Annotated in this window: 14 protein-coding genes, 1 tRNA gene and 1 pseudogene; 7 read left to right on the top strand and 9 right to left on the bottom strand. The window is 59.3% G+C overall.

The window, feature by feature from the left end; all coding sequences use genetic code 11:
• Nucleotides 1-65 precede the first annotated feature (65 nt).
• Nucleotides 66-1,532, top strand: coding sequence for a cryptochrome/photolyase family protein (locus BN32_RS03315; RefSeq protein WP_019196682.1), 1,467 nt, complete (start codon nucleotides 66-68; stop codon nucleotides 1,530-1,532).
• Between the two features lie 12 nt (nucleotides 1,533-1,544).
• Here BN32_RS03315 and BN32_RS03310 read toward each other — a convergent pair whose 3' ends face one another.
• The gene (locus BN32_RS03310) at nucleotides 1,545-2,450 is read right to left on the bottom strand and encodes a DMT family transporter (protein WP_019196681.1); all 906 of its coding nucleotides are present in this window, start codon (nucleotides 2,448-2,450) and stop codon (nucleotides 1,545-1,547) included.
• 108 nt (nucleotides 2,451-2,558) lie between these two features.
• On the opposite strand from BN32_RS03310, the gene BN32_RS03305 reads away from it, so the two are divergent.
• A complete protein-coding gene (locus BN32_RS03305; RefSeq protein ID WP_040425915.1) occupies nucleotides 2,559-3,686 on the top strand; it encodes an S-(hydroxymethyl)glutathione dehydrogenase/class III alcohol dehydrogenase in 1,128 nt (375 codons plus the stop codon).
• A gap of 600 nt (nucleotides 3,687-4,286) precedes the next feature.
• Here BN32_RS03305 and BN32_RS03300 read toward each other — a convergent pair.
• The gene (locus BN32_RS03300) at nucleotides 4,287-4,730 is read right to left on the bottom strand and encodes a hypothetical protein (RefSeq protein WP_040425401.1); all 444 of its coding nucleotides are present in this window, start codon (nucleotides 4,728-4,730) and stop codon (nucleotides 4,287-4,289) included.
• A gap of 257 nt (nucleotides 4,731-4,987) precedes the next feature.
• Here BN32_RS03300 and BN32_RS03295 point away from each other — a divergent pair, with 257 nt between their 5' ends.
• Nucleotides 4,988-5,701, top strand: a complete 714-nt coding sequence (locus BN32_RS03295) for a hypothetical protein (RefSeq protein WP_019196678.1) — start codon at nucleotides 4,988-4,990, stop codon at nucleotides 5,699-5,701.
• Nucleotides 5,702-5,779: 78 nt separating this feature from the next.
• On the opposite strand, the gene BN32_RS03290 is transcribed toward BN32_RS03295, so the two are convergent.
• The 3 genes from BN32_RS03290 to BN32_RS03285 form a co-directional block, all read right to left on the bottom strand.
• Nucleotides 5,780-6,622, bottom strand: a complete 843-nt coding sequence (locus BN32_RS03290; RefSeq protein ID WP_283805238.1) for a tetratricopeptide repeat protein — start codon at nucleotides 6,620-6,622, stop codon at nucleotides 5,780-5,782.
• Nucleotides 6,623-6,635: 13 nt separating this feature from the next.
• Nucleotides 6,636-6,700 (bottom strand) — tRNA-Arg (locus BN32_RS26680).
• 204 nt (nucleotides 6,701-6,904) lie between these two features.
• The gene (locus BN32_RS03285; RefSeq protein ID WP_040425911.1) at nucleotides 6,905-9,079 is read right to left on the bottom strand and encodes a PQQ-dependent dehydrogenase, methanol/ethanol family; all 2,175 of its coding nucleotides are present in this window, start codon (nucleotides 9,077-9,079) and stop codon (nucleotides 6,905-6,907) included.
• A gap of 361 nt (nucleotides 9,080-9,440) precedes the next feature.
• Between BN32_RS03285 and BN32_RS03280 the strand changes: the two genes are divergently transcribed.
• The 4 genes from BN32_RS03280 (at nucleotide 9,441) to BN32_RS03265 (ending at nucleotide 15,133) form a co-directional block, all read left to right on the top strand.
• Nucleotides 9,441-10,415: an ABC transporter substrate-binding protein gene (locus BN32_RS03280; protein ID WP_019196675.1), complete on the top strand. Its 975-nt coding sequence runs from the start codon at nucleotides 9,441-9,443 to the stop codon at nucleotides 10,413-10,415.
• A 33-nt stretch (nucleotides 10,416-10,448) separates the two neighbouring features.
• Complete coding sequence (locus BN32_RS03275; protein ID WP_019196674.1) at nucleotides 10,449-12,185, top strand: cache domain-containing protein; 1,737 nt, start codon at nucleotides 10,449-10,451, stop codon at nucleotides 12,183-12,185.
• Between the two features lie 489 nt (nucleotides 12,186-12,674).
• Nucleotides 12,675-13,655, top strand: coding sequence for a hypothetical protein (locus BN32_RS03270; protein ID WP_152343904.1), 981 nt, complete (start codon nucleotides 12,675-12,677; stop codon nucleotides 13,653-13,655).
• A gap of 101 nt (nucleotides 13,656-13,756) precedes the next feature.
• Complete coding sequence (locus BN32_RS03265; protein WP_019196672.1) at nucleotides 13,757-15,133, top strand: phenylacetate--CoA ligase family protein; 1,377 nt, start codon at nucleotides 13,757-13,759, stop codon at nucleotides 15,131-15,133.
• Nucleotides 15,134-15,268: 135 nt separating this feature from the next.
• Here BN32_RS03265 and BN32_RS03260 read toward each other — a convergent pair whose 3' ends face one another.
• The 4 genes and pseudogenes from BN32_RS03260 to BN32_RS03245 form a co-directional block, all read right to left on the bottom strand.
• On the bottom strand, nucleotides 15,269-16,078 hold the full coding sequence (locus tag BN32_RS03260; protein ID WP_051488432.1) for an outer membrane protein: 810 nt from the start codon (nucleotides 16,076-16,078) through the stop codon (nucleotides 15,269-15,271).
• A 630-nt stretch (nucleotides 16,079-16,708) separates the two neighbouring features.
• Entirely contained in the window at nucleotides 16,709-17,911 is a 1,203-nt protein-coding gene (locus BN32_RS03255) for a PepSY-associated TM helix domain-containing protein (RefSeq protein WP_152343903.1), read from the bottom strand.
• 95 nt (nucleotides 17,912-18,006) lie between these two features.
• Nucleotides 18,007-20,091, bottom strand: a complete 2,085-nt coding sequence (locus BN32_RS03250) for a TonB-dependent receptor family protein (RefSeq protein ID WP_019196669.1) — start codon at nucleotides 20,089-20,091, stop codon at nucleotides 18,007-18,009.
• A gap of 279 nt (nucleotides 20,092-20,370) precedes the next feature.
• Nucleotides 20,371-21,372: pseudogene (locus BN32_RS03245) on the bottom strand (IS3 family transposase); the annotation flags it as partial.

Genomic DNA, 21,372 nt, shown 5'->3' with positions numbered 1-21,372 from the left:
TACCGCGCCATTAACGGTTCGCTGGGCGGTCAGGCACAGCCGCTAAGGTCAGGATCGCCAGCGCAATGACAGGTTCCTTGGTTTCCCCACTGATCGTCTGGTTCCGTGACGATCTGCGGCTATCCGACCATCCAGCCCTGTACGCAGCCGCGTCGAGCGGCGCGCCGCTGCTTTGTCTTTACGTGCTGGACGAAGAGAGCGGTTCCCTGCGCTCGCCTCGCGGGCGTCCGATTGGCAGTGCGTCACGCTGGTGGCTCGCGCAATCGCTACGGAGCTTGCAAGCGAGCCTCACCGCACGCACCCAGACACTGGTGCTCCGTCAGGGCCCAGCCGCAAATGTCGTCGCAGGCCTCGCACGGGAAATTCAGGCATCAGCCGTGCATTGGATCGAGAGCGATATCGCAAACCAGGCGGCCGTCGAGCGAGGCGTCAGCGCGGCGCTCGAAGAGATCGGCGTCGCAGCGCGCACCTTTCCGAGCGATTTGCTGGTGAAGCCAACAAGTCTTCGCAGCAAGGAAGGCCGTGGGCTGCGCGTGTTCACGCCATTCTGGAAACGTGTTCTGAGTTTGGGCGACCCGCCGCAACCCTTGCCCGCGCCCAAGACCCTGAAGGCCGGACCAAAGGTTCCCAGTGACGATCTCGCGTCGTGGCGCCTTGAGCCTACACGCCCCGATTGGGCTGCGGGGCTGCGCGACACATGGGCGCCGGGCGAAACCGCTGCGCAAGAACGGCTTAAGGATTTTCTCGACGGCGACATCGCTGACTACGCGTCGTTACGCGACCGCCCCGATCGCGACGGCACCTCTCGGCTATCACCGCATCTGCGGTTTGGCGAAATCAGCCCGCGTCAGGTCTGGCATGCCGCCAATTTCGCTGCGGCAAGAAAGCCGGCCATTGCCTCAGGTGTCGGCAAATTCCTGAGCGAGCTTGGCTGGCGCGAGTTCTCGCGGCATCTGCTGTTCGATCTTCCGCAACTGGCGGAGAAAAATCTTCAGACATCATTCGATGCATTTCCATGGCGCAACGATCCGAAAGCCTTGCACGCATGGCAACGCGGCCAAACCGGATATCCCATTGTCGATGCCGGCATGCGCGAGCTTTGGCACACCGGCATCATGCACAATCGTGTGCGCATGGTGACGGCGTCATTTCTCGTCAAGCACCTGCTGATTGATTGGCGTCATGGCGAAAAATGGTTCTGGGATACGCTGGTGGACGCCGATCCCGGCAGCAACCCTGCGAGCTGGCAATGGGTTGCCGGCACCGGCGCCGATGCGGCCCCTTATTTCCGCGTCTTCAATCCGATCCTGCAGGGCGAGAAGTTTGATCCGGACGGCGCTTATGTTTCGAAGTGGGTGCCCGAACTGGCACGTCTTCCGGCCAGGCTGATCCATCAACCATGGGAAGCAACACCGATGGAGCTTGCCGCCGCCGGAGTTACGCTCGGAAAGATCTATCCGGAACCAATCGTCGATCACAAGGCTGCGCGCGCACGCGCGCTCGCGGCGTACGCCAAGACCCGCTCAACTTAAGACACCCTCACCTTAAGCCGAGCGTGCGGGAGCTGTATTCTTGTTCACAAGCAATACCGCCGCCGCACAGATCACCATGCCGATGATCGAGAGCAGATCCAGCCGCTCGTCGAACAGCACATAGGCCATGATCGCCGTGACACCGGGCACGAGGTAGAACAGGCTTGCGAACTGCGTCGCGGCGGAATGACGGATCAGCCAGTACAGCAGTCCGATCGACCCGATCGAAAGCACGACGACCAGCCACGCGAGCCCGAATACGAACGCATGATTCCAAACAATCACACGCGTCTCGAACAGCCAGGCTCCGATTGCGAACAACAAAGCCGCCGACAGGAACTGAATGAAATTTCCGGGACGCCAGTCGATCTGACTGCAGTAGCGCTTTTGGTAGAGTGTCCCGAGCGTAATGCTGATCAGGGCAATGCAGGTGGCGAGCCACCCCCAACCCGCCTGCCCCGAGATCGTCCGGCCGTGCAGCACGATCACCGTTCCAGCCAGCCCCATCAGCAGACCTGTCCATTGCAACGGTGTGACGCGCTCACCGAGCCAGCGGTTCGCCAGCGTGGAGGTCAGGATCGGTTGGAGGCCGGGGATCAGTGCGGATAGTCCAGCCGGCACCGAATGGTAGATAGCGACCGACGTCCCGCCGAGATAAAAGCCATGGACCAGAAGTCCGGCGACCGCGCTGTGAAATACATCGGCGCCCTTCGGCCATTTCGGCCGGTAAATCGCAGCGATCACGCCCATCAGCAATGCCGCTAACACCATGCGCACCGCGAGATAGGTCAGCGGCTCGGCTCCGCCCAGCACATACTTTGTACCGATAAATCCGGTACTCCACAGCACGACGAAGACCGCAGGCGCAGCCCGTGCGGCAATCGATTCGATTGTTGGCTCTGACGGCAAACGGCTCATTTGCGCAACTGCTTGCCCGATCCTATGGTATCGGGCAATCAGCAAATACGCCGGGCCATGCGTTCAAAAAATGCAGAGCCACGCCAAGCAAGCACAAAGGTTCAGTTCATGGATGTTCGCGCCGCCGTCGCCATCGCAGCCGGTAAACCGCTCGAGATCACCACCGTTCAACTCGAAGGCCCCCGCGAGGGCGAAGTGATGGTCGAGATCAAGGCGACCGGTATATGTCACACCGATGAATTCACGCTGTCCGGTGCCGATCCGGAAGGCCTCTTCCCCGCAATCCTTGGCCACGAAGGCGCGGGTGTCGTCGTTGACGTGGGCCGCGGCGTCACCAGCGTCAAGAAAGGCGATCACGTCATTCCGCTATATACGCCGGAATGCCGCCAGTGCCCGTCCTGCCTGTCGCGCAAGACCAATCTCTGCACCGCGATCCGCGCCACGCAGGGACAGGGCCTGATGCCCGACGGCACCTCCCGCTTCTCCCTCGGCGGCAAGCCGATCCACCACTACATGGGCACCTCGACCTTCGCGAACTACACCGTGCTGCCGGAGATCGCGGTGGCGAAGATCCGCGAAGACGCGCCGTTCGACAAGGTCTGCTACATCGGCTGCGGCGTCACCACCGGCATCGGCGCGGTCATCAATACCGCGAAGGTCGAGCAAGGCGCCAAGGCAATCGTGTTCGGCCTCGGCGGCATCGGGTTGAACGTGCTGCAGGGCCTGCGGCTCGCCGGCGCGGACATGATCATCGGCGTCGATATCAACAATGACCGCAAGGCCTGGGGCGAACGCTTCGGGATGACGCATTTCGTCAACCCGACGGAGGTCGGCAAGGATCTCGTCGCGCATCTCGTCAACATAACGAAGACGAAAGAAGATCAGATCGGCGGCGCGGATTACACATTCGACTGCACCGGTAATGTCACCGTCATGCGCCAGGCGCTGGAGGCCTGCCATCGCGGCTGGGGACAATCGATCGTCATTGGTGTGGCACCCTCGGGCGCCGAAATCGCAACGCGGCCATTCCAGCTTGTGACGGGGCGTGTGTGGAAAGGTACGGCCTTCGGCGGCGCGCGCGGCCGGACCGACGTGCCGAAGATCGTCGACTGGTACATGCAGGGAAAGATTCAAATCGATCCGATGATCACGCATGTGATGCCGCTGAACGACATCAACAAGGCGTTCGATTTGATGAAGCGCGGAGAGTCGATCAGAGGCGTCGTGACGTTCTAGACTTGCCATGCCACACGCTCAATGTCGTCCCCGCCTGCGCGGGGACGACGTGTTGAGATTTCCGATCTCTCCTTGACATGTCTCGATCTAGGATTATATTCTCAATCGTTCTGTTCGTGAGGGGCGCTTCTCGAGGGCGCTTTTGAAGCGGAGCAGGATGCGGCGCCCGCGCGCGTGTCTCGCACACACGTCGTCCGGGAGGCTGGGGTCAGCGTCCGGGCCAACTACGTGGCTCTGCCTTCAGTGGCTGGACGCGGACAGGATGAAGGCCGGCGAAAGCCAGCCGGATCGAGGCGCGTGTCGCGCTTGTCCTGTCCCGGAAGCACGCTCCCCTCGCCCAAAATCGCCGCCAAATAGCAGTCAAGCTTGCGCAGACTGCGTGAACTTGTCTGCGGAGCGCCGCAAGGCGATGCGCTTCCCTTCGCACGGGAAGCGAAACAACACATTTGCGCCTCGCGGCGCTCCATGCCCCTCACCCTTTGAGGGGGTAAGACCAAAGCTCACCTCGCGCGATGCGCGAGAGCGAATGCGCGTGCGTGAATGAACGGGCTGTTTGAAAACTGAATCTGAAGTCGAAGTGACGCGCGATGCGACAGAAGATCAGAAGAACTCTTCCGGGCACGGATCAACGATCTTCCACAGATCGCTTCCATTCTTGATCTTCTTCATCTCGTTGGTGAGGCCGCCGTTGCGGCTGATCCATGACTTCACAGACGGCGGGTAGTACGACATCAAATCCGATGTCCCCTCGCTGCTGTTGACCTTGATGCCAAAGGTCCAGGCCTTGTCATAGTAAGCCAGATGAAATCCAAGGCTGGCGCGCGGCGTCACGCAGATCTTGCTGATCGGAACGATGCCGAACACCATTGTGCAGGCCGAATTGCAAATGCCGTCGATGATGACGCGCTCGCCCCGCGCACGAATGCGCGAGTACTTTTCCTTGTACTCTTCAACGTAGCCGCCGTGGTCGCGCGTGATGCGCAGGTCCGCATGCGCGGGACCGCTCAACGCGATCAAAATCGTAGCTGGAACCCAAAATCGCATGCCGGAAATGACCTGGCGTCAACGGGACGGAACAGATGAAGCTCAACTTTGGCTTTGTTGTGTTGGAATTTCGTTAAGGGTGATGAGTGGTGCGAGGATGGCCCGCCGTTCGAATTCCGTTCGAACGCAGTGCAGATTCAAGCGACGCGTCATTACTGGTCTGCATTTCGTCGGCATAAGAGTAGCGAGCGAGCAATGTAGATGATAGCATCAAGCTGGATTACATTCTACCTTATGGTTTTGAGACTGTTGCTGTTATGCCCCCGCCTGACACCTCGCAATTGCTGACGTTTCGCTGCCCGAAAGAACTCGAAGGTCTGTTGCCGCCGCCGATCCCTGCGGCGCAGGGCTTGCCGGACTGGTTGAAAACCATGCCACAAGAGGTGTCCAGCGAGATTATGGGGGGCCAGAACGATACCGTGAAGCGTTGCCCGCCCTTCGTGGATGCGATGACGTCGGGTTTTCTGATCCCGCTGATCTGCGATGTAAAGTTCGAGAATGGCGAATTTACCTGGGATAATGATTTGCCGCCATGCGGTACTGTCAATTTCCCGCGCTCTCCGCTGGGGCTGCACGACAGTACTCAACTTACGGGCACGCCGCTCTTCGAATCCGACCGCTTCGTGATCAAGTTTCACAATCTCTGGACCATCGAAGCACCGGAAGGTTATTCCCTGCTGTTCACGCATCCCGTCAACAGGTTCGATTTGCCGTTTACGACGCTAACGGGATGGGTCGATTGCGACAACTATCGCGATGGCTGGATTCACTTTCCGACGCGATGGCGCGACACGAATTTCAGCGGCGTACTGCCGAAAGGAACGCCGGTCGCTCAATGCTTTCCGGTGAAGCGGGAAAAATGGAGTTTGCGAACCGCGGTTTTCACGGAAGAGGACACGCAGCGTACGCACGATCTCCTGGGCTTGATGTCTCGCGAGACCGGCGTTTACCGGCGTCAGTTTCGGGTCTAGTGGTCCGATTCTAACATTCGCATTACCGATGCGTGGTCAGCCGGGTAGCGAATGTCAAATCCCCTCCACCCGTAACGTTCAATTGTTTCGGGCGCGCAAAAAGTCCAGCGCCGCACTCGGCTGCAGGAAGATTCGCCCATGCGATGCAGATACCATCGCGATGACTGAAGGCGCGGCGAATTTGCTCAGCCCGTGGGCGGCTGTGCGAAAGAGCGCTTCCGCTTCCTCCCGCTGCCGGAGTTCAAGCAAGCATTTCCCGAGCCGGATCCGCGTATCATCCAGGGGCTTGATAGCTAGCGCGCGGCGGTAGAGGTCTGCGGCCCGTGCGTAGTCGCCATCCCAGATCATCGCCGCCGCAAGAGTCATCAAAGCGTCGTGGTGTGTCGGCTCCGCCGCGTGGACTTTGGCAAACACCTCCTGCGCCCGGATACGCTCGTTGCGTTCCACCAGAACATATCCCAAGGCAAGTTGCAGATCGGCCGATTGTGGCTCGAACGTCAGCCCGCTTTCGGTAACGGTCATCGCCTCGTCAAATTGTCCGGTCTTGCGCAACTGGAGTGCGAGTTCGACAAATGCCGGAAGGTAGGGCGGTCGTCGGGCGACGGCGCGTCGTAAATGATCCAGCGCTTCGTCTCGGCGGCCGACAGCGGCGAGCATGCCCGCAAGCAAAGTTTCGATCGATGGCTCGTCGGTCCTGCGCGCGAATTTGGCCAGGTGCAGGATGGCCTCGTCGAGGCGATTTTGCGCCAGAAGAGCGCGCCCCAGGATTTCTGCGGCAAGCGTGTTACCGCGATCGGATTTCAGGACTTGCGACGCGAGCTGCTCTGCGTCTTCAAGTTGCTGCATCTGCAATGCCAGCACCGCCTTTGCGAGCGCTGGATTGGGTGGCCTGTTTCGTTCCGGGGAAAGGCTCTTTGACATCGGTTTCATAAGGATCGCTGGAGATTCGAACTCCCGCCCCCCGGAATCGAAATCCGATGCTCTATCCAGCCGAGCTAAGAGCGCATGACGGTTTCAATAGGTTAGACCGGGTCACCGCGCAACCCACTTGCACAGTCTGGGTCGTCACCCCGATGCCTGCGACCTCGTCATTCCGGGCTGCGTCCTGGCGCAGACCCGGAATGACGGTGAAACAAGCGCAGCCTCGGTAAGCGCAGTGAAGGCCGAAACGACTCGCGCCACGCGCCAGACAAGGCGGTCGACTCACTTCGGACGAACTGCGTCCGCGGTTCCCTGAATAAAAGCGATGATCTTGACGACATCGTCTTCACTCAGCTTGCCAGTGAAATCCGGCATGCCCTTGTCGACATGGGGACCCTTGAAGACAAAATTCTTCAGGTTCGCGATCGTCTCGGGACCGACATATCCGAGGTTTCTAACGTTACCGCCCTTATCGACACCCGGCACGCCATGGCATGTGACGCAACTGCTGACGTAGAGCGCCGTCCCCGGCCCGACATCCGCCGGATCGTATTTCACGCCCGCGACAAGGCTCTCCATCTGATACTTTGTCATTTCCGGCAATGGAGCTTTGCCGCCGACGGCGAAGGTATAAACCCTGCCGGGGTTGTTGTTCTCGGTCGCACGTACCGCAATTCCGAATACGCCGCCCCACCCGACTGCGATGGACACATATTGCTTGCCGTCGAGCATGTAGGTTGAGGCAGCCGCTACGATGCCGGTGCCTGTCGGGCTTTCCCAAAGCTTTTCACCTGTCGTTGCGTTGTAGGCGATGAAGCGGCCGTCGGCTGTTCCTTGGAACACGAGGTTGCCGGCGGTGGTCAGTGTGCCGCCGTTCCACGGAGCAATGTATTCCTGCTTCCACGCTTCCTTCTGCTTGACCGGATCCCACGCAATGAGCCGGCCGAACGGCAGGTTCTTTGGCGGCGTCGCGTTCAGCACGAAGCCGGTATTCCAGCCGGTATTGCCGCCGAAGTCGCCCGGTTTGTTGGCGTTGTGCTTCCAGTCCTTTTGCGGAGTCAGATTCAGCGGCACGCCTTGGGCCGGCAGATAGACCAGACCGGTCATCGGATTGAACGACATCGGATGCCAATTATGGGCGCCGTACGGACCGGGGATACTGTCCATTCCCTTTTCCGGATCGCGCGCCGCTGCAACCTCGATTGGCCGCCCGTTTGCGTCATACCCCGTGGCCCAGTTCACATCGACGAAATTCTTGGCCGAGATGAACTTGCCGTTAGTACGATCGATGACGAAGAAGAAGCCGTTCTTCGGTGCGTGAAGAATGACCTTCCTCGGTGCACCGTCGATATTGATGTCCGCCAGGATCATCGGCTGGGTCGAGGTATAGTCCCAGTGATCACCCGGCGTTTCCTGATAATGCCAAACGTATTTTCCGGTATCCGCATTCAGTGCGACGATCGAGGCAAGATACAGGTTGTCGCCGCCCGCAGGGCTGCGGTGATGACGATTCCACGGCGAACCGTTGCCAGTCCCGATATAAACGAGGTTCAGTTCGGGATCGAAGGTGATGGTATCCCATGCGGTTCCGCCGCCACCGTTGACCCAGTACTTGCCCGCCGGATCCCACGTTTTCGCGGCCTTCTCCATCGATTCATCTTCGTAAGGCTTCGACGGATCACCTGGAACAACGAACCATCGCCAGGCCTGGTTGCCGGTTTCGGCGTCATAGGCCGTGACGTAGCCGCGCGCGCCATACTCCGCGCCGCCGTTACCAATCACCACCTTCCCGTTCACGACGCGCGGCGCGCCGGTGATCGTGTAGGAGTGCTCCTTGTCGATGAGAGTGTCTTTCTCCCAGACCTTCTTGCCGGTCACGGCATCGAGGGCAATCAGCCGCCCGTCATAGGCGCCGACGAAGATCTTGCCCTTGTGAAGCGCAACGCCACGATTCACGACGTCGCAGCAGCCCTTGTAGCCGATGCTGCGCGGCACCTCGGGATCGAAGGTCCAGATCTGCTTGCCCGTGCGGACGTCAATGGCATGCACAACGCTCCACGAAGCAGTAACATACATAATGCCATCGACAACGATGGGCGTCGCTTCGACGCCGCGAGACGATTCCAGATTGTACGACCAGACCAGACCCAGATTTTTGACATTATCGGTGTTGAGCTGGTTCAGCTTGCTGAAGCGGGTTTCTCCGTAATCGAGGCCAACCGTCGGCCAGTCGTTCGACGTCGCGGTATTGGCCTTGATGGAGTTTTGGTCGACCGCGGATGTGACCGCCTTGATGTGTTCGGGCGATCCCTTTGCCGGCGATTGTGCAAAAGCTGCGGAGAAGCTGGCGAGCGCCGCAACAGCGGACGCGATCATCAAAAAACCCAGCGATGAGCGCTGGGTTACGGCATTTATTGAAAGTTGTCGGCGAGCAAACGGGCTAGCAAGACGTGTCATGCATTCCTCCCACGGCCTCTCACGGGCCTTGTTGAATGTTAGACGCAAAAGAAGAAGCGTCAACGAAACCGTGTTGCGCATTGCAACGAAGATGCGCTGCATCTTGCAGCGCACGCACATCGCTTTTACCGGCCTTGAATCAAGGTCTGCATTTCGCCTGCCCCGCAGAGTTGACCGAAAAGGGGTCTAAGCCGGTTCGTTCCCCTAACCTCACGCGTCACCAGTGCGCAGGCGCACGGCAGGATATCCGGTTCCGTAACCGAGCCCGCGCGGCTATGCTGCGGTGAGTGGATGGGCGACGTTGGTTGGAAAGAGAACCATGCGTTTCATGCCTCGAGCCCCTGCCGAAACCGCTATTCGAATGAGGCGGCGCGATTTCATCGCACTCGTTGGTAGTGCGGCCGCATGGACGGTCCCGGCCCGTGCGCTGACTATGCCGGTCATCGGGTACCTTGGCTCCGAAACCCCAGAACGTTATGGCAGTCGCCTCACCGCCTTCCGAAGCGGCTTGGCGGAAACCGGTTACGCCGAGGGTCGCAATGTGACGATCGAGTTTCGATGGGCGGAAGGTCGGTACAGCCGGCTGCCCGCACTCGCAAAGGATTTAGCCAGCCGTCAGGTGACCGTGATTGTAGCAGCCGGCGGAGCTGAGGTCGCGCTCGCGGCAAAATCAGCGACTGCGACCATCCCGGTTGTCTTCGAGATGGGTGGCGACCCCATTGCGCTCGGCGTGGTGGACAGCCTGTCCCGGCCAGGAGGCAATCTCACTGGCGTGTCAAGCTTGAGCGTGGAGGTATCGCGCAAGCGCCTTGAATTCATGCGTGAGGTGCGCCCGGGTGCCAAGATGTTTGCCGTTGCCATCAATCCGACAAGCCCAACCTCGGAAACACAATTGAAGAACCTCCGTACCGCGGCGAGCAGTCTCGGATTGGAGTTGATCGTCCTGAAGACCAGCATGGAGGAAGAGTTTGGCAGCATGTTCACTGCTGTGAATGAAATGCGAGCGGGTGGACTTGTCTTCAGCTCAGATCCCTATTTCGCTTATCGCAGCCAGCTGCTTGCCGCGCTCTCGGTCCGGCATGCCGTCCCTGCAATGACCCAATCCCGCGACTTCCCTCTCGCTGGCGGCCTGATGAGCTACGGTGGAGATTTCAGTCAGTCGCACCGCCACACCGGGATGTATGCTGGCCGTATCCTCAAGGGCGAGAAGCCCTCCGATTTGCCGGTACAACGAGTCACCAAGGTCGAGCTGTTCATCAATCTGAAAGCCGCTAACGCCCTCGGCATAACCTTCCCGCCGTCGCTTCTGGGTAGTGCCGACGAGGTAATCGAATGACCTGGCCACCCGGCCGTCGCGCGAGATAGGACGATGTCCGATCCACTCGTCGCTCCACGTACATCACTTTTCAAGAAGTACTTTCGCGCCCTTTTTGCAGCGGCCGTGATACCGCTTCTGATCGCGGGTGGAAGCGAAGCGTGGTTCGGTTATCACGATCAGCGCGCCAGACTAAACGACCTTCTGAACGCAGAAGCCCGATTTGCAGCCGTAAATATCCAGGACTTCATCGAAAGTATCCGCGATCAGCTTGGCTGGACTGTGCAATTGCCGTGGCCGGATGATGCAGGCGACAGACGCAGGCTCGACGCCTTACGCCTGCTGCGCCAGGTCCCGGCCATCGAAAGCCTGAGCCTGGTTGATCCCGCCGGCAAGGAACGCCTGTTCGTTTCGCGCATCGGCCTGAACAGGATCGAAGGCGGAGAGGACCAGTCGGCGAAACCGGCTGTAATGGGGGCCCGTTCAGATCGAATCTGGTTTGGCCCGGTCACGTTCCACGGCGGCTCAGAACCATTCATGACCCTCGCAATCGCGGGCAACCGATCGGCGGACGGGGTGGCCATCGCCGAGGTCAATCTCAAGTTCATTTGGCAGGTCATCTCGGGGATTCGCGTAGGACGTACCGGCGAGGCCTTCGTGCTTGATAAGCCGGGCCGCCTCGTCGCGCATCCGGACATCAGCCTCGTGCTGCGCGCCGATGAAAACGCGCAGCGACCACTTCAAAACTTGCGGGCAGCCATTCTCGCTCAACCTGGCCAAGCGGCTGCCGGTCAGGACATCGCGGGGAAAACAGTGTTGGCGGCGATGGCGCAGATCCCTGGCGTCGACTGGAGTGTCATCGTCAAACAACCTGTCGCCGAGGCATTCGGGCCGATCTACGCTGCGCTTTGGCGCACCGCGGCGTTGCTCATTGCCGGCGCAGCCCTCGCGGCCATCCTCGCCTATTGGCTGACGCAGCGCATGATTGGACCAATACGCCTGCTCGAAGAAGGAGTCCCCCGAATAGGCGCAGGGCAATTCGACCACCGCATCAACCTTACAACGAGTGACGAATTCGAGCGGCTTGCGACCCGATTCAACGAGATGGCAAGCGAATTGGCGGTTTCTCAGGAACGCTCCGAACGCATAAGCCGGCTCAAGCGTTTTCTTGCACCGCAAGTCGCCGAACTGATTGACCGTACGGGTGACGATAGCGTTCTCGATGGGCGGCGCGTCGAAGTGGTCGCGATATTCTGTGATATGCGCGGCTTCACCGCCTTCTCGGCTCGCGTGGAGCCCGAAACTATCCTAAGCGTGCTGCGCGAATACTACGACGTTCTCGAACGGGTCGTCGGCGCCCACGAAGGAACGCTGATAAACTTCTCCGGCGACGGAGCGATGGTGCTGGTCAACGCGCCCGTTGCCTGTTCGGACCCCGCATTGCGGGCTGTCAACACAGCGATCGACATGCAAGTGAGCGTGCAGAAACTTCTGGCCGGTTGGCGTGCGCTGGATCACCGGCTTGGCTTCGGCGTTGGACTTGCAATGGGACCAGCTACGGTTGGGCGGATTGGCTCCGAGGGCCGCCTCCACTACAGCGCGATTGGCAACGTGGTGAACCTTGCATCCCGCTTGTGTTCAAGCGCGCAGGATTCCGAAATCCTCATCGACCGTGTCGCAGCTTCCGCGGTCGGATCGAGAATGCCACTCGTTGAACTCGACGCGCGGACGTTGAAGGGGTTCGACCAGCCCGTTCCCGTATTTGCCGTTGTAATTCAGACCGCCGTGTAGCTGGGAGTGGGATTTGGCGCGCCATTCAGAATAAAACTGCGAACTCATATGTCATTGAAATAACATTATAATTTCAATGGAGAACGACGGTTGATTGTGCAACAACCGCATAGGGGTGCTAACCGGCCGACAATCTGAGTGGATGCCAAGTCTGCTTCGCGCCGGAGGAAGCCTTCTGCGAGGCGCATGACCGCTCTTGCTTCGTAGGCGGACTTGCAATTGCCAACGCGGCATGTCGGGGAAGTGCCAAAACCGGAAGTCCCGGGGGCCGCTCTGGTCCACGTCCTCCCACTTCGGCTGTGCGCCAGAATTCAGAAATCGTAGTTCGTCATCGAACCGGCGCGGGACGATCCTCCTCAGTTCGCACTGTTCGCCGAAAGGAGCTGACCATCTCGCGCAAATCGAGGCGGAGAAGCGCTTGCAAGCCAAACCAGCCGCCGCATCAGGCTGGACAAAGCCGAGTCGGCCACTCAAGATCGGCCCCGGCGAATGCAATATTCTCCCTGCCTGGCCGGTGGTAAAGAGCGGTGGACGACGAATGCGGCAAAGGAGTTCTGTGTAGTGTGGGCCATAACCTCTTACTTCAATCCTGCACGGTTCAGGGGACGCCTGCCAAACTACAGAATTTTCCGCGCCAACCTCGGTGTTCCTCTCGTCGCCGTCGAACTTTCCTTTGATGGTCGGTTTGAACTCGAGGAAGGCGATGCGGATATTCTGGTGCAAATCTCCGGCGGTGCCGCGCTCTGGCAGAAAGAAAGGCTTCTCAACCTCGCCCTGAAATCGGTACCGCCCGCCGAAAATCACATCGCATGGGTTGATTGCGATGTGATTTTCGAAAGGCGCGACTGGATGCACGAGGCAGGGAAGCAACTTTCCGAATTCAACGTCGTCCAGCTCCTTTCGCATCAGGTCGACCTCAACCCGGAAGATCACCACACGAACTTCGAATACCGCCATACCCCTTCATCCGGGCAGGGGATCGTAAGCATGGTCACCGAGACAAAAGCGGAAGTCCTGCCGACGCCGGGACGTAACCGGCGTTCATTCGCGTGGGGACTGGCCTGGGCCGCACGGAGGGAAATTCTGCAGGGTCATGGACTGTACGACGCGATGGTGGTCGGCGGCGGGACGCGTGCGCTGGTCAGTGCGATGTACGGAGAGTTCGACAGGATCACCGAGGCGTTCCAGCTAACCCCGGCGCGGCAAGAGCATTATCTCAGATGGGCCCGCCCTTTTCATAAGGCGGTTAACGGCAGGATCAGCCACGTTCCCGGCCGCCTCTATCATCTCTGGCACGGCAAGCTTGAAAACCGCAACTACGCAGGCCGCTACCAGGGATTGGTGGATTTCGACTTCGAGCCCACCGATATCGCGATCGGCTCTAATGGTGCCTGGCATTGGGCCCGATCAAAGCCGGATCTCGAGAAATACCTGATGAACCATTTCGTCAACAGAGCCGAAGACGGGTAGGTTGTTTCGAGCACCTCTATCTATTGCACCAGCGCGCTGGTGTAGCCACGCTCATCTGGCTTTCCAACGACGGCCCGACATCTCGCCGGCAAGGCCCCGCAATGTTTTTCGACCTTACAACGAGACCGCTGAACGCAAACGCCTACAGCGACAGTCCCTTCGCGTTCTTGGATCAGGCGGCCCATAGCGACCTCGCCAACATTACGGCGATCAATCTCATCGAGAACGGCGAGCGCGAGGCGCGGGAGAACTGGCAAAACCGGCGGCTGACATTTCTGCTCCGACACGCACAGTCGCGTTCGGCGTTCTGGCGCAAGCGACTGCCGTCACGGATGATCAATCACGAGGCCATGAAATATGTGCCCGTACAGAGCCGCCAGGACATCGCCACGCAGACGGCCCTCGAAGGCTCGCTGATGGCAAAGGAAAGCAACGCGCCGGTTTCCAGCTACGCGTCCACCGGATCGACCGGCGCACCTGTGAAGGTCTATGTCTGCCCGGAGAATGGCTACTACAACGTGATCCGCGGCCTCGCTCAATACTTCATCAACGACCTGCCGCTCGGGGAAGACCGGGTGCAGATCATTCCAGCAATCAGTCTTGCCAAGCTGGAGCAGAAATCCCTTGCGGTGGAGTCGTCCGATTCCTGGGCAGGTCCCCTGAGCAAGGTCTTCCGGACCGGCACAGCGAAGAAGATCATCCACCAATACGACGATCAGGCGCTGATCGACGAATTGCTGAAGGCTCCGTTCGGAATTCTCGTCTGCGCAAACAGGTTTATCGACATCCTGCTCGAACATGGCGGCACTGAACTCATCAAGAAGCTCGGCTTCAAGCTCTGGCTTCACCTCAACGACTTTCGCGATCCAAAAATCGTCGATTCGCTTGCGGGCATCGGAGTGCGGTCGCTATCGAATTATTCGGCGGGCGAAGTCGGGCCAATCGCCTTCGAGTGCTCACGGTATCAGGGATATTTTCACGTCGCCCACACCAACGTCATCGTGGAGCAAGACGACGAGACGACGGTCTCCTTCAACGGCGAGGCGCTGGGGCGCCTGCTGGTCACCCATCTGCATTCGTATGCGACGCCAATCATTCGGTATGACGTCGGCGACTTCGGCCGGTTGGAGTCGCAATGCGCCTGTGGTCATGATGGACCGACGATTTCCCGCATCTTCGGGCGAGGAAAGCATTTTCTTCGCCACCCCGGCGGCAAGCTGCTGCCGTTTTACCTCTCGACCCGCACGCTTCTGGACATCGTTGATTTCAAGGAATTCCGTGTCAGGCAAGACGCGGTAGAAACAATCACAGTCGAGGTCGGCGGACTGGACAGTATCACCGCAGATGAAGAAGCAAAGTTGCGAAGCTACGTCATCAAGGCCACAGATCCGGCGTTCAACGTCGAGATCCGGCCGGTCAAGCAAATTGACTGGTTGGGCAATCCAAAGCGCCTCTTCTTTTCGAGCTCGGTCGCCTGAGCCGCGCCGCCGTACGGCTGCGCGCGCAAATCGCTCGAGCATGATCCGGAAAAGTGGATACAGGTTTTCCAAAAAAGATCATGCGCAAACAAAAAGATGGAGCGGGATGACGATTCGAAAAAGAGTCATCCCGCTCTAGGGTTGCCTGAACCTGTAGTTGACGCCGAAACGCAGGACATGATCGGTAAATCGTGTATCCCAACTATAGAAGCTGCCGCTGATCGGCTCTCTCCCCGAACCGCTCAGGGAGCCGAGGTCAACGAAGAGATACTCCATCTTCCAGGTCCAGTTCCGGGAGTCGAGGAAAGCCCCCTCCAGTCCGGCACCCACGGCGTAGCCAATCTTGACTTGCGAGCCGCCATAGCGGAACGACGCACCGGTGTTGTTGATGTCATCGACGACGGTGCCGAACGAACTGACTTTGCCATATGCCAATCCGCCCGTTCCGTACAGCCATGCTGTTGGCACCACCAGCCAGCCAACCCGCCCGCGAACCGTACCGAACCAGTGAATTTTCGCGTCACGCGACTGCCCGAGGTTGCACGTGGCCCCTTCGAAATCACAAACGTAGGTGGTCCCGAAAGCGGACCTGTCCCGCTCGGTAGTCCCCTGCAAGTCAGCCTCTAAACCAAGGACCCATCGGTTTCCGACCTGCCAATTATGGCCGAATTGACCGCCGCCCACGAAACCATTCGGCTTCAGGGGCACCGGAAACGATGACGGCAGGGCACCTCCGGGGCCAAAGCCAAAACCAGCGGCCAGGCCGGGATCGTTGAAATTGCTAGGGGCATGTCCCCAGCTCGCGCCGACATTGGCGCCGGCATAAAAGCCGGTCCAGTTGTAGATCTGAACGACTGGCGATGCCTGATAGACCGGAGCTGCAAACGCCGGCGTGGCGACCGTCAGCGCCGCAACCGACGCGCCCGCCAGAAACTCTGCTTTCATTCCGATGTACCCTTGTGCGCCGACCACTCGCGGCAGACCAATCCGCTATCTAAACTGATCGAATCAGTTCCTGCTATTGTAATTCAGATACAGTCAGCAGGAATGTATTCTTTAAAGGACAAGCCCAAAGATAAAGCCCCTGAAATCCCCCTGTCAGAATTGCGCCGACGCTTCAGCGGCGTCTTCGCTGTCGCAACCCGCCCATGTCGCAGAAGCTCGCTAGAGGATAGCTGGTCTTCCCAGTGCCACTACCATGTCCGCTTCGCGCCGATTGTGTTGAAGAAGTCGGACTGCGAACGGAAGTTGAGCTGACGAGCCAACGGATGTGGAGGTCCGGCTCTCCTATGTGGCCAGAGGTGAAGCCCGTGCCGGGATCAGCTTGGCCAATTTTCTCAGGTTTTGAGCGGTGGCAGCAAGCAAGAATTCGTCGCGAGCACCGCACGGCCCGCGAAGGCGCGGCTCCGGTCTATGTTGAGCCAGATCCAGTCTACGTCCGGCGTTGCTACTGGTCCTATGGTGAAGCTTACTGGGACGACTGGCAGGGGCGTTGGCGTCGCCCGCGAATGCGGGTCTGCGACTAGCTTCCGTAGTGTCTCGACGGCTGGCGTCATCAAGGATTTCGCAAAGGCATCAAGTCCAAAGGTGCTTGATCGGTCGCTGGCGAAACCAGCTTCGCCTATCCGACCATACAGCCCAGCCGGTCGCGAACAAAGCAAGCGGTACAAGTCCGGATGCGAAGATAATCAGACGACCGAACAGTCCGAAGGTTGCTCCGTTATGCAGCCAGAGCTGTTCGGTTATATAGCGATCGCCCATCGCCATCGAATCTGGCGTGCGGTCGTGCACCAAAGTACCCGTCCAGGGATCAAGCCAGATCCCTCCGCGCGAGCGCAACGCGGGATCCGCATGTGGCGGACGGAACAGGACACGCCAAGTATTACGCAGCCCGTCCGGGGGATTTAAGACAGCGATGACCCGCTCAGGCTGCGCCGCTCGTGCAATTGCCACAATGCGGCTGGCCGGTAAAGGTTGTGCTCCAACTGGCGCCGTGACAGTCGGTGCGGGGTACGGTGTGGCCGTCGAGACGAGTCCAACCAGCGGCCGCACGACATTGGGAAAGACGGTGCCGATGCCAGTGACGGCGAGGACGATAAGCGCGGGCATCGCCCAGAAACCCGCCGCATTGTGAAGATCAATCAAGCGTCGCCGCGGCGAGGCACCCTTGCGCAACGAAACGGAGCGCCAGAATCGGCCGTTTCGCGGCCACCAGAGGTATAGGCCCGACAGCGCTGAGCACAGAAGCCCTATCCCGATCACCCCAACCAGTTCTCGTCCCCACCATGGGTAGAGCAAAAGCGTGTAATGCAGACGATAGATCGTAAAGGCGAATGAGTTGGTGTAGTCGCGCCGACCGAGTACCCGCCCATTCGACGGATCCACCATGGTGGTCCACCGCGCCGGATAGCTGCCCTCCTCGCCCCGGTGAATGTGCATCACAACCCAGACCGGCCAAACCCGGTCAGGAGCAAGAATTGCTGCGATGCGCGCTGAATCAGCCTCGGCCGCGGCACTGAGCACGTCGTCAATGCTCGCGTCCCGCTCAGGGCCGGCTGGGCTGTAGAGCACGGGATTCAAAGCTGCGTCGATTTCCCGATAGAAGACATTGAAACTGCCGGTCAGCCCAATCAGCACCAGAAGGATACCGATTCCCAGACCGAGCCACCGATGCAGCCTCAACAATACGAACCGGGTGCGTCGCCGCCACGCTGCCGCGTGACGGGTGATGGCGCTCGGTATTGTGTTGACGTCTGTCTGATGCGCCCGAACGGACATCTCAAGCCATCCCTGTACCGCTCCGGCGCGAAGATCCATTGCGTGCAAAGACAGCCATACCAGTTAGGTTCTCGAAACTCACCGCAGCGCGAGGTTCAGAAAGTTGCCCGGAGGCCGACGGTGACCGATCGCCCCGGGCCTGGCACGCGCCCGATCGGACTCGTATCCACGCCCCTGAAATAATAGTTGGCGTCCAGGATATTATTGAGAGCGAGACTCAGTTCGGTGGTCTGCTGCGGCGTCGAAACGATCTGATACGACACTTTCGCATTCCAGAGCCAGTAGGCAGGTATCGGCCCTGTCGCCCCATCCTTACTCTCGACCGGGCTGTTCGCCGCGTCGGAAAATGCTTCACTCTGACGGGAAACGCCAGTCGCGAGCATCCAGGGACCAGTGCGATAATCAGCGGTCAGGTTGACAAGATGTTCGGACGAGAACGGCACGCGGCGTCCCTTATAAAGACCCGTCAACTGAGTCGCATGAACGTTCGTGTAGCTGGCCCCGAATCCGAGGCCAGGCAGAAACTGCGGACTCCAGCGACCAGCAAATTCGAGACCTTCGTGTTTGGTTTGGCCGAGATTGACGTAGAGTTGTTTGGCGCGATCGAATTCGATCTGATCCTCATAGTTGAAGCGAAAGGCTGTTGCCGTGAACTCAAGACCGTTCATCGGCGTAATGCGCGTTCCCGCCTCGTAGACGCGGGCAATTTCCGCCCCGACCGCGCCGCCTCGGGTCACTTGAGCAACTTGTGGCGGACGCAGGGAGCGATTGGTGTTGGCGAACAGGAACACTGCGTCGGTCAGTTTATAGCCGACCGCAAGCCCCGGCAGCCATTCCTTGCTGGTGTTGCCCGATGCGAACTGGGTGATGCTGTCCTGGAAATTGGTTTCCACCAGTTCAAAGCGCGTCCCAGGCGTGATGCTGAGCCTCTCATCGAAGAAGTTGAACGTGTTGCTGACGTAGGCCGCATAGCCATTCGTGCCAAAACGCCAATCTCGTTGCGGGATGGTTACTTGCGTCGCCAGCGAGGTGTTGTTGACGCTGAAATCGACGTCTTCGCGGACATAGCGAGCGCCAACCGTCAGCTTCTGAGAGATACCGAGAGTCTCATGGCCAACGATGAACTGCGGCTCGCTGCCCACGACACGAAAGGAACGCGGGCTGTTCGAAACCGACGTGGTTTTCACGGCCGGATCGAACGGCTGGGCGAAGGTGAATTCACGATTGAGAGCGTGGCCGAAATTGGTCCAGATGAAGCGCGCGTTCTCGCCGAAATCCTGGGTATAGGTAACTGCACCGCGAACGGCGTCACCTTTGACTCCATCATACGGCCGTTGCGACAATGTCGGATCGCGCTGATACGTTAGCGGCGTCAGCGCACCCGGCAATTCGGAATCGAGCCTGTAGTACTGTAGCTGAGTTCGTATGCGAGAGTTGTTCGACAAATTCACATAGCCGTCGGCCAGCACATTGATGACGCCGTTGTTCGAATGCTGGCGATCAGTCGAGCCGCCGATGAAATTGGCTTGAAGCTGCAGCCCGGCCTGGTCGTTGATGGGGCCGCCGACGCTCATGTACGTATCGGTCAGCGGTTTCCCACTCCGCGTCGCAAACGAAAGCTTCTCGCTCAACGTTGCCGTCGTCCGGTTCGGCACCTGCTTGGTGATGATGTTGATCACGCCGCCGATATTGTTTGGGCCGAAATGGACGGCGGCACCGCCACGCACCACATCGATCCGGTCGATGGATTCGAGTGTGACCGGGAACAGGGACAGCCCCGTGCCAGTGTAGGGCCCGGGAGCAATCGGCACGCCGTCGACGAGGACCATCGTCCGCTCGCTGCGCAGGGGATTAAGACCGCGCACCCCGATATTCGGCAGGATGCCGATGCCTGTTTCGTCGAAAATCTGGATGCCCGGCACGCGACGGAGAACATCCTCGACGGATTTCGCACCCGACTGCTTGATCTCTTCGGCTGTCACCAGGGTTCGGGCGCCAGGATAAGTGCGGACATCACCTTCGGTGGACAGGCCGAGCCAATTCCCTCGCACGTCGATCTCAGACAACGCAACACCGGCAGCCTGTCCGAGGCATATCGAGGTCGATGATAGCAGCGCAACCGCAGTGATGCTCCCGAGCAATCCGCCAATACTCGTTTTGGCACAGCGGATTGATTTCATTCCATTCCATGTAAGTGTCATTACGGCCCCCAATAGGAGGCGGTTGAGACCATGGGCTGGCGCTTGAGGTCAACAGCATATCCAAAAAAACAATTGTTTAGAACTATTAAAACTCTAAATCGACGAGCATGAGGCATTGTTTTGCGTCTGAAGGCGTCGAGATGAGATTCAGTACACGACCATCGCTTGCGCCGGCGACCTTGCCGATTGGAGCTGGGCTCTCAGAAGCTACGTTCGCCCGAGTGACCTGACGGATATTTTGGACCAGCGGGATAGAGACTATTGCATCTCCGGGCTCCGATCCAGATTAAGGATTGCCAGTGTTGATGTTTGCGGTGCAGGCGGTCGGTAGTTCAGCGATGAGTGAGGTCGGATCGTGTTGAAGTGCTTGCGCCATTGCTCGATGACGACGGTGGCCTCCTTCAGGCTGTAGAAGATTTCTCCGTTGAGACACTCGTCGCGCAGCTTGCCATTGAAGGACTCGCAGTATCCGTTCTCCCAGGGACTGCCTGGTTCGATGTAGAGCGTCTTTGCTCCGAGCTTTGCGAACCAGCTGCGCACGATCTTGGCCGTCATCTCCGCACCGTTGTCGGACCGAATGTGCTCCGGCACGCCTCTGGTGAGCATCACGTCAGCCATCGTCTCGATAACCCGAAGCTGTTGATGCGACGGGCCACCTTGATTGCCAAGCATTCGCGGCTGAACTCGTCGATCAACGTCATCAGCCGGAGCTTGCGCCCATCATGGGTCTGCGCTTCGACGAAGTCGTAGCTCCACACATGATTGCGATGCTGCGGCCTCAAACGGATGCAGGATCCGTCGTTGAGCCACAGCCGGCCGCGCGGTCGCTGTTTCCTGGGTACTTTCAGCCCCTCACGGCGCCAGATCCGCTGGACCCGATCACAGCCCACCTGCCAGCCGGCGTCGGCAAGCAGCGATGTGATCCGGCGATAACCGTATCGTCCGTATTGGGATGCGAGAGAGATAATCGCTCTTGTCAGTGCATCCTCATCAACCCGGACGATGGTGGCGTATCGTTGTGTCCCGCGGGGCTGGCCGACAATCCGGCAGGCGTGGCGTTCCGAGAGGCCATACTTCTCCCGAATGCCTTCAACCGCCTGCCGGCGCCGCTCGGGGCCTACAAGTTTCCCGATGCTACGTCCTTGAGCACCTGCTTCTCAAGCGACAGATCGGCAACGAGACGCTTGAGGCGGATGTTCTCCCGCTCCAGTTCCTTCATCCGCTTCGCCTGATCAAGCTCAAGCCCGCCGTATTCTTTCC

It is taken from the genome of Afipia birgiae 34632, assembly GCF_000308295.2.
Taxonomy (GTDB): Bacteria; Pseudomonadota; Alphaproteobacteria; order Rhizobiales; family Xanthobacteraceae; genus Afipia; species Afipia birgiae.
Note: the sequence above shows the minus strand (reverse complement) of the source record. Positions and strands in the feature narration are given on the sequence as shown.